We start from the raw sequence: 13,226 nt of genomic DNA on the forward strand, positions 1-13,226 counted from the left end.
CCCGCGCGCCCCCGTACCGCCCGTTCCTCTCTCGCAAGGCTCACTGTGTTCGACGTCGCTGTCTTCGGATCCCTTTTTCTCACCCTTTTTGTGATTATGGATCCGCCGGGGATCACCCCGATCTTCCTGGCCCTCACCGCCGGCCGCCCTGCCAAGGTGCAGCGCAGAATGGCGCTCCAGGCCGTCGCGGTCGCCTTCGGCGTGATCGCCGTCTTCGGTCTGCTCGGCCAGCAGATCCTCGACTACCTGCATGTCTCCGTGCCCGCCCTGATGATCGCGGGCGGGCTCCTGCTGCTGCTCATCGCCCTGGACCTGCTGACCGGCAAGACGGACGAGCCGACGCAGACCAAGGACGTCAACGTGGCGCTCGTACCGTTGGGCATGCCGCTGCTCGCCGGTCCCGGCGCGATCGTCTCGGTCATCCTGGCCGTGCAGCACGCCGACGGCTTCGGCGGCCAGCTCTCCGTCTGGTCCGCGATCGCCGCCATGCACGTGGTGCTCTGGCTGGCCATGCGCTACTCGCTGGTGATCATCCGGATCATCAGGGACGGCGGGGTCGTCCTGGTGACCCGGCTCGCCGGAATGATGCTCTCGGCCATCGCCGTACAGCAGATCATCAACGGCGTCACCCAGGTCATCCAGAACTCCTGAGGCCCCCGCGCGCCCGCGCCGGACACCACAGCGCCCCCGCACGGACCATCCGGGCGGGGGCGCTTCGTCTTTAGCGGCGCAATGCGTAATCAGGCGTCAGAAGCCCATGAAGCGTTACGAAGCCGAGCTTTCGGCCGGCCGGATGTAGATGCGCTGGCCTATGGCTGCGGCCTGCTGCACGATCCGGTTGACGGAGGCGGCGTCCACGACGGTGCTGTCCACGGCGGTACCGTCGACGTCGTCGAGTCGCATGATCTCGAAGCGCATAGGGCTTCCCTTCGTCTGATCCTCCTGCTGGAGAACTACTGGCACGGGCGATGTGACCTGCCCGCAAGGATAGGAACGCGAGGCTTCCCTCGCGTTCCACGTGTGTTACAACAGCCTGCCCGCCACAACCATTCCCTACGCTAAGGAAATTTTTTGGATGTCTAAGTACCCGCCCGTAGTCATGTGCGCACAGGCCTTGAGGTCCGCATGAGCGCGGCCGACCCGCAGCTTCCCGGCCGGGCCGATATCGCCGCGCGGCTGGACCGCACCAACGAGCTGCTCCAGCGCATGCTCGTCGAGGTGTCCAAGACCCCCTCGACGCACGCCATCTTCGTGGACGCGGGCTATGTGTACGCCGCGGCCGGGCTGCTCGTCACCGGTACCGAGGACCGGCGCTCCTTCGACCTCGACGCCGAGGGGCTGATCGAGGCCTTCATCGACAAGGCCCGCACGATCTTCGCGGACAGCCGGCTGCTGCGCGTGTACTGGTACGACGGGGCCAGGCGCCGCATCCACACCACCGAACAGCAGGCCATCGCCGAACTCCCGGACGTCAAGGTGCGGCTGGGCAACCTCAACGCCAACAACCAGCAGAAGGGCGTCGACTCCCTCATCCGCACCGACCTCGAATCGCTCGCCCGGCACCGCGCCATCAGCGACGCGGCCCTCATCGGCGGCGACGAGGACCTGGTCTCGGCGGTCGAGGCGGCCCAGGGCTACGGGGCGCGCGTCCACCTCTGGGGCATCGAGGCCGGCGAAGGGCGCAACCAGGCCGAACCGCTGCTCTGGGAGGTCGACAGCCAGCGCACCTTCGACCTCGACTTCTGCCGTCCCTACGTCACCCGGCGTCCGGTCACCACGTACGAGGACGACACCCCGGCGCCCTCACGGGAGGACGTCCGCTTCGTGGGCGCCCAGATCGCCGCCGCCTGGCTGGCCGCCCGTGGCCGCGAATCCCTCGCCGACCTGCTGCCCGGCCACCCCTACCTGCCGGGCTCCGTCGACCAGGACCTGCTGGTGGAGGCCGAACGCCTACTCCAGCACTCGCTGCGCGGCCACGCGCAGCTGCGCCGGGCGCTGCGCGACGGGTTCTGGCAGCACCTTCAGTCGCAGTACTGAGCCGCTGCCCGCTCCGTCGTACGAGGCGGGCTCGTCGTACGAGGCGGGCGGCGGCTCACACGTCCGGAACGCCGTCCCAGAACGCGGCGAGCGCCTGGGCGGTCTCGTGCGGCCGGGCGGTGTTGGGGGAGTGCTCGGCACCGGAGATCGTGGTGCGGCGGGCGCCCAGGCGCCGGGCCATCACGTCGAACCGCTCCACCGGCCATACGTCGTCGCGCTCGCCGGACAGGACGTGGACGGGCAGCCCGAGGGCGGCCAGCTCGTCCACCCGGTCCGGCTCGGCGCACAGCTGCGCGCCGGTGGCGATCAGCTGCGCCGGGTGGTGGCGCAGCCAGCGCCGGCGCATGTCCTCGCCGTCGCCGGTGTCCGCGTCCTGCGGCGGGTCCAGGGCCCGCATCGCCCCCCACACCTCGTCCATGGTCAGCACGGAGAGCGCGTCGCTCAGCATCTTCAGCTTGTCCCGCTGGGCGGCGACGACCTCGGCGGGGCCGGAGGACATCAGCGTCAGCGAGCGGAACGGGGTGGCGTCCAGCAGCACGGCGGCACGGGAGATCTGGCCGCCGAGCGAGTGCCCGAGCAGGTGCAGTGTCCCGCCGTCCTTGCCCAGCGCCGCCGCCTGGGCGAGCACATCCCGGGCCAACTCCCCCTGTGCGTAACCCTCCTGATGGTCCGTACCCTCGGACTCGTACTGTCCCCGGCCGTCCACGGCGATCACGCGGTACCCGGCCGCGCACAGCGGTTCGAGCAGCGCGATGAAGTCCTCCTTGCTGCCGGTGTACCCGGGCAGCAGCAGGGCGGTGGCGTGGGCGGGAGCGGTCGGTACGGCGTCCAGCACGGCGAAGTCCCCGCGCTCGGTACGCAGGACCCGAGCGGTGGCGCAGGGGGGCGGGGTGAAGGTGGGCGGGCGGCTCATGGGGCGAGGCTATCCCCGCCGCGGGGCCGGGGCACCACCGGGCGGGCCGGGGTATGACCGGCCGACGAGAAGGCCCCGGCCCCCGCGGACGCGGGGGCCGGGGCCTGATGGGTCTCGCGGGACCGTCAGCTCTCGGTCGTCGCCGTGGCCTTGCCCGCGGCGCGGGTGGCCCGGCGGCGGCGGGGCTTCGCCTCGGCGGCGGCCTCGCTCACCACGGCCTCGGCTTCGGAGACCACATCGGCCTCCTGGGACGCGGTCGAGGTGACGCTGCGGGTGGCGCGGCGGCGGCGCGGCTTGGCGTCGGCCTCGGCGGCCGGGGCCTCCGGCGCGACGGTCTCGGCGGGGGCCGGGGCCTCCGGCGCGACGGTTTCGGCGGGGGCCGGGGCCTTCGCCCTCGACGCCCTCTTCGGCTTCGGTTCGGTCTGAGGCGTCGGCTCCGCCTTCGTAACGGCCTCGGCCTTCGGCTTCGACTCCGTCTTCGGGCGGCTCGTGGCGCGGGCCGGGCGGCGGCGGGTCTTCGACTCGGGCTCCGGCTCGGAGGCCGGGGCGATCTGGAAGTCCACCTCGTCGGCCGGCTTCACGATCCGGGTGCGGCGGCGCGGCTTGGTCACGACGGGCTCGGCGACCGGCTCCGCGATGCCCGCGGCGACCGCCACGGTCTGGAACCCGGCCTCGACCGGGGCAGCGGCGGCGGGAACCCGCGCCTCGGCCTCGGCCACCGGCTTCGCGGCGGCACGGCTACGGCGGCGGCGCGGCTTGGCCTCCGCGCCGGTCTCGACGACCGGCGCGGCCGCCACGACGGCCTCGGCCACGACCGGGGCCACAATCTCGGCGGCGGGAGCCACCGGAGCCGGAGCCACCGGAGCCTCGGCGACCGCCACGGCGGCCTCGGTCACGGTGTCGGCAGCGCTGACCCGCGTACGGCGACGGCGGCGCGGTGTGCGGGGACCCTCGGGGGCCTCGTCACCGGCCGGGGTGACCGGCGTGGCCTCCTTGGCGGGTGCGGGCACCGTCGCGGCGACCTCCTCCGCGGCGGACCCGCCACGGGTGCGACGGCGCTGACGCGGCGTACGCGTACGGGGCTCGCGCTCCTCACGGGCCGGAGCGACGGCGGCGGACTTGCGGCCGCGGCCACCGGTCTCGCCGAGGTCCTCGACCTCCTCCGCGCGCAGACCGGCGCGGGTCCGCTCGCCCCGCGGCAGCACGCCCTTGGTGCCCGCCGGGATGCCGAGCTCCTCGAAGAGGTGCGGCGAGGTGGAGTACGTCTCCGGGGGGTCCGGGAACTTCAGGTCCAGCGCCTTGTTGATCAGCTGCCAGCGCGGGATGTCGTCCCAGTCGACCAGCGTGATGGCGATGCCCTTGGCGCCCGCGCGGCCGGTGCGGCCGATGCGGTGGAGGTAGGTCTTCTCGTCCTCCGGCGACTGGTAGTTGATGACGTGGGTCACCCCCTCGACGTCGATGCCGCGCGCGGCGACATCGGTGCAGACGAGGACGTCGACCTTGCCGTTGCGGAAGGCGCGCAGCGCCTGCTCACGGGCGCCCTGGCCGAGGTCGCCGTGGACCGCGCCGGAGGCGAAGCCGCGCTTCTCCAGCTGCTCGGCGATGTCGGCGGCCGTCCGCTTCGTCCGGCAGAAGATCATCGCCAGCCCGCGGCCCTCGGCCTGGAGGATGCGCGAGAGCATCTCCGGCTTGTCCATGTTGTGCGCGCGGTAGACGTGCTGGACCGTGTTTTTCACGGTCGTGCCCTCGTCGTCGGGCGAGGTGGCGTTGATGTGGGTCGGCTGCGACATGTAGCGGCGGGCGAGGCTGATGACGGCACCGGGCATGGTGGCCGAGAACAGCATCGTCTGGCGCTTGGGCGGCAGCATCGTGATGATGCGCTCGACGTCGGGCAGGAAGCCCAGGTCCAGCATCTCGTCGGCCTCGTCGAGGACGAGCCCGCGGATGTGGGAGAGGTCGAGCTTGCGCTGGCCCGCCAGGTCCAGCAGACGGCCCGGGGTGCCGACGATCACATCGACGCCCTTCTTGAGGGCCTCGACCTGGGGCTCGTAGGCCCGGCCACCGTAGATCGCCAGAACGCGGACGTTGCGGACCTTGCCGGCGGTCAGCAGGTCGTTGGTGACCTGCTGGCACAGCTCACGGGTGGGGACGACGACGAGCGCCTGCGGCGCGTCGGTCAGCTGCTCGGGCGTGGCGCGCCCCGCCTCGACGTCGGCGGGGACGGTCACGCGCTCCAGGAGGGGGAGTCCGAAGCCGAGCGTCTTTCCGGTGCCGGTCTTGGCCTGGCCGATGACGTCGGAGCCGGAGAGCGCTACGGGAAGCGTCAGCTCCTGGATGGGGAAGGGGGACATGATGCCGACTGCCTCAAGGGCTTCGGCCGTCTCGGGAAGAATGCCGAGGTCGCGGAACGTAGTCAGGGTGCTGCCTCTTCTGTGAGACGCGGTCCGAGGCGAACGCTGGGGGTCGTACCGTGCCGGGGTTGGTCATCCGGCCGTGGATGGGCCGGGTGGCGCGGGACCACTGCCGTCGCTCGAGCGCTCGTGCCGCTGAGGGGGCCCCTCATCTGCAGTCGTACGTGTCGTACGCACCGCGTGGAGGGCTGTCGGGTCGGAGCCGATCGGGCCACCGACCGGGCATCCTCATTCAAGGGACGCGCCCCTGGCACAGGAAATGCTCAGTAGGCGCAATACCACTGTACCCCGGATTCGCGCATGTGTGTTGGACGAATTCATCGGAACGGTGTGATGTCCGCTCCTCGCCGAGCCGTTCCACCCCTCGTCGAGCGGGCTATTGTGCGGTTCATGGAGACGCCTGACAACGCCACTGAACACCCCGAAGAAGTGCCCGGAGCGACCGGAATCGCCGCCCAGGACTGGGCCACCGCCGCCGCGGAGCCGCAGTACCGCGCCGCGGTCGTGGACCTGCTGGGCGCTCTCGCCTACGGCGAGCTGGCGGCCTTCGAGCGCCTCGCCGAGGACGCGAAACTCGCGCCGACACTCGGGGACAAGGCGGAGCTGGCGAAGATGGCCGCCGCCGAGTTCCACCACTTCGAGCAGCTGACCGACCGGCTCGCCGCCGTCGACGAGGACCCGACCGCCGCGATGGAGCCCTTCGCCAAGGCGCTCGACGACTTCCACCGCCAGACGGCTCCGTCCGACTGGCTGGAGGGCCTGGTCAAGGCGTACGTCGGTGACTCGATCGCCAGCGACTTCTACCGGGAGGTCGCGGCCCGGCTCGACACCGACACCCGCTCCCTGGTCCTCGCCGTGCTCGACGACACGGGCCACGGCAACTTCGCCGTGGAGAAGGTGCGCGCCGCCATCGAGGCCGACCCCCGGCTCGGCGGGCGGCTCGCGCTCTGGGCCCGCCGCCTCATGGGCGAGGCACTGTCGCAGGCCCAGCGGGTGGTCGCCGACCGCGACGCGCTCTCGACGATGCTGGTGGGCGGCGTCGCGGACGGCTTCGACCTGGCGGAGGTGGGCCGGATGTTCTCCCGGATCACCGAGGCCCACACCAAGCGCATGGCCGCGCTGGGGCTGGCCGCGTAGGACCGCGTGACACCGGGCTACTGGGCCGCCGCCGACCTCGTGAGGCGGCGGCCGTGCGGGCGGATCAGGAGCGACAGCGTCACCGCCCCGACGGAGACGGCGCCGATCAGCGTGGCGAGGAGATGGCCGGGGCCTAGTGCGGAATGCGCGAGGAACGCTCCGAACAGCGCCCCCAGTGCACCGGTGAGATAAACAGCACGGGCGGAGGGGAGCCGGTCGGCCAGTGAGCGGACAGCCGCCCAGGACAGGGCGAGCCCGAGTACGGCGGCGCCGAAGGATTCCCAGATCACTAAGGATCACCTCGCGGGGGTGTGCGGGGCGGGCAAATCGGTCGTAGGCGGTACTACCCCCGGCTCATGCCCCACAACCCTCCCCCGAGCTGGGGAAACCCGTACGAGTGCGGCTCGCGCGCCCACGGCGTACGGGATGGCCCCCGGGCCTCGGCTCCAGGGACCCACGGCCGCGCGGACCTTCCGGACAGACGCGCGGACCTACCGGACAGACGGGAGCGGCCCGGCGGGAAGATCCCGCCGGGCCGCTCCCGTGCTCACCGCGTCCCGAGGACTACAGCGCGCCGAACCCCACACGCCGGGCGGTCGGCTCGCCGATCTCCACGTACGCGATCCGGTCGGCCGGCACCAGGACCTTGCGGCCCTTGTCGTCCGTGAGGCTCAGCAGCTCCGCCTTGCCGCCCAGGGCAGCGGCGACCGCGCTCTCGACGTCCTCGGCGGAAAGCCCGCTCTCCAGAACGATCTCGCGGGGCGTGTGCTGCACCCCGATCTTGACCTCCACGGCTATGTCCCTCCGACGGTCAGTCCTTGCGCGGCGAACCGCGCCGTACGCAGCCACATTAGCCCGGTGGGAGCACGCCTCAGCGCCCGATCGGCAACGCCCGCAGCGAACACGGCGCGCAGCACGGCCCCGGCGGGGTGTCAGTGCTGCTCGACGCCGTGCAGCGGGAAGCCCGCGATGCCCCGCCAGGCCAGCGAGGTGAGCAACTGGACCGCGGTGTCGCGCGGGATGCTGGAGCCGCTGGAGAGCCAGTAGCGGGCCACCACCTGCGACACGCCGCCGAGGCCCACCGCGAGGAGCATGGACTCGTCCTTGGACAGCCCCGTGTCCCCGGCGATCACGTCGGAGATCGCCTCGGCGCACTGGAGGGAGACCCGGTCGACGCGCTCGCGTACGGCAGGCTCGTTGGTCAGGTCGGACTCGAAGACCAGCCGGAAGGCGCCGCCCTCGTCCTCCACGTACGCGAAGTAGGCGTCCATCGTCGCCTCGACGCGCAGCTTGTTGTCCGTCGTCGACGCCAGCGCCGTCACCACGGCCTGCAGCAGCGCCTCGCAGTGCTGGTCGAGCAGGGCCAGGTAGAGCTCCAGCTTCCCGGGGAAGTGCTGATAGAGCACCGGCTTGCTCACTCCGGCCCGCTCGGCGATGTCGTCCATCGCGGCGGAGTGGTAGCCCTGTGCGACAAAGACCTCCTGCGCGGCGCCCAGCAGCTGATTGCGTCGGGCGCGGCGGGGCAGGCGCGTGCCCCGCGGGCGCGCTGCCTCTGTCTGCTCGATGGCGCTCACGCCGCCTCCCAAATGTGTGTTCCAGCACAGCCGATCCGTACACGCTGCGCCGTACAGCCATCGTACTTTTGGGTAACCCCGGTGCGCGCGGCGCGGACGCAGAATTTCACGGACCGGACGACTGCGGAAGCCACAGTTCTCCGAGGTCGTGAGCAAAGCGGGGCGTATCAGCGGTAATCGTCCTCATCCAGCGGGATCACCCTGCGCTGTTCCGCCACATCGGCCTCGTTGGCGCCGGCCGGGTCGACGCTCTCCACCGGTTCGTCCTCCTCCGGCCGGATGTCCGTCCGCTGCTCGGCGGCATCCGCCTCCGGAGCCTCCGGGCCCGGGGTGTCGGGCTCGGCGTTCTCGAAGGTGTCCGGGTCGCGCGGGTCGACCGTCATGGTGACTCCCCTTTCTTCCTCTGAGGTCCCTCCTCTGAGGTCCTCCTTTGAGGTTCTTCCCCTGAGGCAGCTTCCAGCAGCTTCCTTCGAAGCGTAGGAGCAACACTCCTGCCCCGCGATGCGGCCTGTGACCGCGAACACATGAACTGGCGCGTGATCGTCTCGTAACATTGCCGCATGTCTTCGACCGAGCTGCCGGGTACCCAGGCCATCGCCGCCGCGATGGCTCCCACGGTCAGTGCCGTCCGGGTCGCCGAGGGCGAGCGGCTGCGCTCCGTGGCGCTCCCCGGGCTCACGCTGACCGTCCGTTCCCGGCCCGCCGAGCGGACGGGGCTGCCCCCGGCGCTCTTCGTGCACGGGCTCGGCGGGTCTTCGCAGAACTGGTCGGCGCTGATGCCGCTGCTGGCCGACGTGGTGGACGGCGACGCCGTCGACCTGCCCGGATTCGGTGACTCGCCGCCGCCGGACGACGGCAACTACTCGATCACCGGGCATGCCCGTGCGGTGATCCGGCTGCTGGACGCGGGGTCCCGTGGACCCGTGCACCTGTTCGGTAACTCGCTGGGTGGTGCGGTGGTCACCCGGGTCGCCGCCGTCCGCCCCGACCTCGTGCGCACCCTCACCCTGATCTCACCCGCGCTGCCCGAGTGGCGGGTGCAGCGGCCCGCCGTGCCGACCGGGCTGCTGGCGGTGCCGGGGGTCGCACCGCTGTTCTCCCGGCTCACGAAGGGCTGGACGGCGGAGCAGCGGACGCGCGGAGTCATGGCACTCTGTTATGGCGATCCGGCACAGGTCTCCGACGAAGCCTTCCGTCACGCGGTGGCCGAGATGGAGCGTCGGCTGGAGCTGCCGTACTTCTGGGACGCGATGACGCGTTCGGCCCGGGGCATCGTCGACGCGTACACCCTGGGCGGCCAGCACGGACTGTGGCGCCAGGCCGAGCGGGTGCTCGCACCGACCCAGCTGGTGTACGGCGGACGGGACCAGCTCGTCTCGTACCGGATGGCGCGCAGGGCGTCCGCGGCCTTCCGCGACGCCCGGCTGCTGACCCTGCCCGACGCGGGGCACGTGGCGATGATGGAGTACCCGGAGGCGGTCGCCCAGGCGTTCCGGGAACTGCTGGACGATTGCGGCGGGAGCTGATCCGGGGCGTGGGACGACACAGCCGAAAGGGCGCGGAGGCCATCCGCCCGGACGCCGCAGCGGCGGATCCGGGCGGACCGCGCGCCGTATCCCGGCCCGCTTCCGGCAGTGGCCGGCGCAGGCGCCAGGCGCCCGTGCCCCCTGCCGACGGGCACGCGCCGCACCGGGAGACCTCGTTCCTCGAGACCCCCTTTCCGGCCGCACCCTTCCAGGACGCCCCCCAGGTGCGCGGCGGCCACCCCGAGCAGCGCGAGCCGGGCGGCGGGTGGGGTTCTGGGCCGCACTCCCGCCCCGAGGCTCCGGGCGGGGGCGCCGGGCAGCCGCGTCACGGGTCCGGTCCCGGGCCCTCGCCCCACGCCGCCCCCGTCGGCCCGCCGTACGCGCAGCCGCACGGCGCACCGGGCCGCCGGGACCAGGACGCCGCCGCCCGCGAGCAGGCCGTGGCACGCCAGGTGTCCGCCCAGCGGACTGCGCAGCGCGCGGCCGACAGGCGGGCGGCGCGGCAGCCGGCCGTCGCTCCCGCCGGGATGCCGGGCCCGCGCCGGGAGTTCGTCGACGCCTTCGACGCCGACGCCGACCCGTCTGAGACCCCTTCGGGCGCCGGAGCCGCCGGTCCGCCGGCGGAGCCGGACGAGGCCGGGGACGGCCGGCTCGCCGACCGCCGCGAGGCCAAGGGCGGCAAGGGGCGCACCTGCACCGGGATCGCCGCGGCCGCGGTGACGACCGTGCTCGCGGTCGTGGTGGCCGGACAGGTCGCCGAGGACTCCGCCGCCCGGGGAGCCGCGGCGGCGCGGGCCGCGGGTGTGGAGCGGGACGGCAGCGGGGGCGCCTCGCGCTCGGACGCCCGCCCGACCCCCCAGCACCCCGCGACGAAGGCCCCCGAGGTCAAGCCCCTCTCGTACGCCCACCGGATGGCGCAGCCCTATCCGCTCGCCGCGGATCTGAAGGCGACCGGGAAGTTCGAGGCCGTTCCCGGACTGGCGAAGGCGCCCGGCAAGGGGCAGAAGTACCGCTACCGGATCGATGTCGAGAAGGGCCTCTCCCTCGACGCCGGCCTTTTCGCGGAAGCCGTCCAGAAGACGCTGAACGACGACCGGAGTTGGGCGCACAACGGCGCGATGGCCTTCGAGCGGATCTCCACCGGGAGCGCCGACTTCGTGATCACGCTCGCCAGCCCCGGGACGACCGGTGAATGGTGTGCGAAATCCGGTCTGGACACGACGATCGACAATGTCTCCTGCGATTCCGCGGCGACCGACCGCGTGATGATCAATGCTTATCGCTGGGCCCAGGGATCGGCCACCTTCGGTCCGGAGAAACTGCTGTCCTACCGTCAGATGCTCATCAATCATGAGGTCGGCCACCGGCTGGGACACAACCATGTGAGCTGCCGCACGCCCGGTGCCCTGGCCCCGGTGATGCAGCAGCAGACCAAATCCCTGGACATCGAAGGGATCAAGTGCAAACCCAACCCGTGGGTGCACCCCGGTAGTTGACGGCGCCTGTCCGCATGCCGAGACGACCGTCCTGGCCCGCTTTGACAGCGGTCAGGGCGGTCGTTCATATTTTCGGCATGTCACGCAGCCCCGCACCATCCGAGATCGCCGCCCTTGAGCTGGCGCTTCTCGGCGTGACCGGGCACTGCGTAGCCGACATTCTCTGTCGCTGACGCCTGTCCGAGCGCGCTGTCGGCCCGTTGCCCTTCCCTGAGCCCCTGACCGGTTCCGGTGGCCTGGTCACTGCCGCGCCTGGACGTATCTCCGTCCGCAGGCGCGGCATTTCCTTGTCCGGTCTTTCATCCGGCCCTATTCGAAGCCGGGGCCCTCTCCCGCTGCCGCCTGCGCGGATTTCCTTTCCCCTTTCCCGCGTCATGCGCCCCAGCATTCCGAGAGGTCATCTTCCGATGCGTCAACCGTCCGTCAGATCGCGCCGCGTGGCAGCGGCCACCGTCACCCTCGTCCTTGCCGCGGGTGCCGCGGCCTGCGGTCCCGAGGACAGCAAGGGCGGCGCCGGCGACTCCGGAGCCGAGGGCAGGCCGCAGAAGGGCGGCACCCTCACCGTCCTGAACCGCAACCCCCAGCAGGACTTCGACCCCGCCCGGCTCTACACCTCCGGCGGCGGCAACGTCCCCTCCCTCGTCTTCCGCACCCTGACCACCCGCAACCGTGAGGACGGCGCCGAGGGCGCGCAGGTCGTCCCCGACCTCGCCACCGACCTGGGCAAGCCCAACAAGGACGCCACGGTCTGGACGTACACCCTCAAGGAGGGCCTCAAGTACGAGGACGGCACCGCGATCACCTCGGCCGACATCAAGTACGGCATCGAGCGCTCCTTCGCCCCCGAACTCTCCGGCGGCGCCCCCTACCTGCGGGACTGGCTCATCGGCGGAGCCGACTACCAGGGCCCGTACAAGGACAAGAAGGGTCTCGACTCCATCGAGGTGCCCGACGACAGGACCATCGTCTTCCGGCTGAACAAGCCCGAGGGCGAGTTCCCCTATCTGGCGACGCAGACCCAGACCAGCCCGGTGCCCCAGGCCAAGGACACCGGCACCAAGTACGAGGAGCACCCGCTCTCCTCGGGCCCGTACAAGGTCGTCACCAACGAGAACGACGGCGAGCGCCTCGTCCTGGAGCGCAACCCGCACTGGTCGGCCACGACCGACGAGGAGCGCAAGGCCCACCCGGACCGGATCGACGTCCGCTCCGGCCTCGACGCAGCCGTCATCAACCAGCGGCTCTCCGCCTCACAGGGCGCCGACGCCGCCGCCGTCACCACCGACACCAACCTCGGCCCGGCCGAACTCGCCAAGGTCACCGGCGACAAGAAGCTCGCCGCCCGCGTCGGAACCGGCCACTTCGGCTACACCAACTACATCGCCTTCAACCCGAAGGTGAAGCCCTTCGACGACCCGAAGGTGCGCCAGGCGATCTCGTACGCCATCGACCGCTCCTCGATCGTCAACGCGGCGGGCGGCTCCTCGCTCGCCGAGCCCGCCACCACCTTCCTCCCCGAGCAGGACTCCTTCGGCCACACCGCCTACGACCACTTCCCGGCCGGGAAGACCGGTGACGCGGCGAAGGCGAAGGAGCTGCTGAAGGAGGCCGGGCACGCCAAGGGCCTGACCGTCACCCTCACCCACTCCAACGACAAGGACTTCGAGACCAGCCCGGAGATCGCCACCGCCATCCAGGCCGCGCTCAAGAAGGCCGGCATCACCGTCGAGCTCCAGGGCCTGGAGAGCAACGACTACTCCGACACCATCCACGACGCCAAGAAGGAGCCCGGCTTCTTCCTCGCCCACTGGGGTGCCGACTGGCCCTCCGGCGGTCCGTTCCTCGCCCCGATCTTCGACGGCCGGCAGATCGTCGAGAACGGTGCCAACTACAACACCAGCTTCCTGAACGACCCCGAGGTCAACAAGGAGATCGACGAGATCAACAAGCTGACCGACCTGAAGGCCGCCGCCACCCGCTGGGGCGCGCTCGACAGGAAGATCGGTGAGAAGGCGCTGACCGTGCCGCTGTTCCACCCCGTCTACAAGCGGCTGTACGGCCAGGACGTCAAGAACGTCGTCATCAGCGACTGGACCGGTGTCCTCGACGTCTCCCAGGCCGCGGTCAAGTAG

General features: G+C 71.5%; 14 protein-coding genes. 7 read left to right on the top strand and 7 right to left on the bottom strand.

The features are described from left to right. Positions 1–45 precede the first annotated feature (45 nt). Complete coding sequence (locus ACIQAK_RS07380; RefSeq protein WP_366387323.1) at positions 46–651, top strand: MarC family protein; 606 nt, start codon at positions 46–48, stop codon at positions 649–651. A gap of 114 nt (positions 652–765) precedes the next feature. Here the strand turns inward: ACIQAK_RS07380 and ACIQAK_RS07385 are convergent, their stop codons facing one another. Further along, positions 766–918, bottom strand: coding sequence for a hypothetical protein (locus tag ACIQAK_RS07385; RefSeq protein WP_198676864.1), 153 nt, complete (start codon positions 916–918; stop codon positions 766–768). A gap of 207 nt (positions 919–1,125) precedes the next feature. Here ACIQAK_RS07385 and ACIQAK_RS07390 point away from each other — a divergent pair, with 207 nt between their 5' ends. Beyond that, on the top strand, positions 1,126–2,037 hold the full coding sequence (locus ACIQAK_RS07390) for an NYN domain-containing protein (protein WP_366387324.1): 912 nt from the start codon (positions 1,126–1,128) through the stop codon (positions 2,035–2,037). Positions 2,038–2,092: 55 nt separating this feature from the next. On the opposite strand, the gene ACIQAK_RS07395 is transcribed toward ACIQAK_RS07390, so the two are convergent. Both ACIQAK_RS07395 and ACIQAK_RS07400 read right to left on the bottom strand, forming a co-directional pair. Then, the gene (locus tag ACIQAK_RS07395) at positions 2,093–2,950 is read right to left on the bottom strand and encodes an alpha/beta hydrolase (protein WP_366387325.1); all 858 of its coding nucleotides are present in this window, start codon (positions 2,948–2,950) and stop codon (positions 2,093–2,095) included. A gap of 125 nt (positions 2,951–3,075) precedes the next feature. Continuing rightward, positions 3,076–5,301 (bottom strand): DEAD/DEAH box helicase, encoded by a 2,226-nt coding sequence (locus ACIQAK_RS07400; protein ID WP_366387326.1) that lies wholly within the window; start codon positions 5,299–5,301, stop codon positions 3,076–3,078. Positions 5,302–5,751: 450 nt separating this feature from the next. Between ACIQAK_RS07400 and ACIQAK_RS07405 the strand changes: the two genes are divergently transcribed. Beyond that, complete coding sequence (locus ACIQAK_RS07405; protein ID WP_366387327.1) at positions 5,752–6,498, top strand: ferritin-like fold-containing protein; 747 nt, start codon at positions 5,752–5,754, stop codon at positions 6,496–6,498. A gap of 17 nt (positions 6,499–6,515) precedes the next feature. Here ACIQAK_RS07405 and ACIQAK_RS07410 read toward each other — a convergent pair whose 3' ends face one another. From ACIQAK_RS07410 to ACIQAK_RS07425, 4 genes are all read right to left on the bottom strand, one after another. Further along, positions 6,516–6,788 carry a hypothetical protein gene (locus ACIQAK_RS07410; RefSeq protein ID WP_366387328.1) on the bottom strand — a complete coding sequence of 91 codons (273 nt, stop codon included), beginning with the start codon at positions 6,786–6,788 and terminating at the stop codon, positions 6,516–6,518. A gap of 274 nt (positions 6,789–7,062) precedes the next feature. Next, positions 7,063–7,290: a DUF3107 domain-containing protein gene (locus tag ACIQAK_RS07415; RefSeq protein WP_093693231.1), complete on the bottom strand. Its 228-nt coding sequence runs from the start codon at positions 7,288–7,290 to the stop codon at positions 7,063–7,065. A gap of 140 nt (positions 7,291–7,430) precedes the next feature. Next, positions 7,431–8,072, bottom strand: coding sequence for a TetR/AcrR family transcriptional regulator (locus ACIQAK_RS07420; RefSeq protein ID WP_366387329.1), 642 nt, complete (start codon positions 8,070–8,072; stop codon positions 7,431–7,433). Between the two features lie 167 nt (positions 8,073–8,239). Continuing rightward, on the bottom strand, positions 8,240–8,455 hold the full coding sequence (locus ACIQAK_RS07425; protein ID WP_366387330.1) for a hypothetical protein: 216 nt from the start codon (positions 8,453–8,455) through the stop codon (positions 8,240–8,242). Between the two features lie 177 nt (positions 8,456–8,632). Here ACIQAK_RS07425 and ACIQAK_RS07430 point away from each other — a divergent pair, with 177 nt between their 5' ends. The 4 genes from ACIQAK_RS07430 (at position 8,633) to ACIQAK_RS07445 (ending at position 13,226) form a co-directional block, all read left to right on the top strand. Beyond that, entirely contained in the window at positions 8,633–9,598 is a 966-nt protein-coding gene (locus tag ACIQAK_RS07430) for an alpha/beta hydrolase (RefSeq protein ID WP_366387331.1), read from the top strand. 8 nt (positions 9,599–9,606) lie between these two features. Next, a complete protein-coding gene (locus ACIQAK_RS07435) occupies positions 9,607–11,094 on the top strand; it encodes a DUF3152 domain-containing protein (RefSeq protein ID WP_366387332.1) in 1,488 nt (495 codons plus the stop codon). A 77-nt stretch (positions 11,095–11,171) separates the two neighbouring features. Further along, positions 11,172–11,267: an Ms4533A family Cys-rich leader peptide gene (locus tag ACIQAK_RS07440; protein WP_309544399.1), complete on the top strand. Its 96-nt coding sequence runs from the start codon at positions 11,172–11,174 to the stop codon at positions 11,265–11,267. A 234-nt stretch (positions 11,268–11,501) separates the two neighbouring features. Continuing rightward, positions 11,502–13,226: an ABC transporter substrate-binding protein gene (locus ACIQAK_RS07445; RefSeq protein ID WP_366387333.1), complete on the top strand. Its 1,725-nt coding sequence runs from the start codon at positions 11,502–11,504 to the stop codon at positions 13,224–13,226.

Origin of the sequence: Streptomyces sp. NPDC088706 (assembly GCF_044752765.1) — a bacterium.
GTDB lineage: Bacteria > Actinomycetota > Actinomycetes > Streptomycetales > Streptomycetaceae > Streptomyces.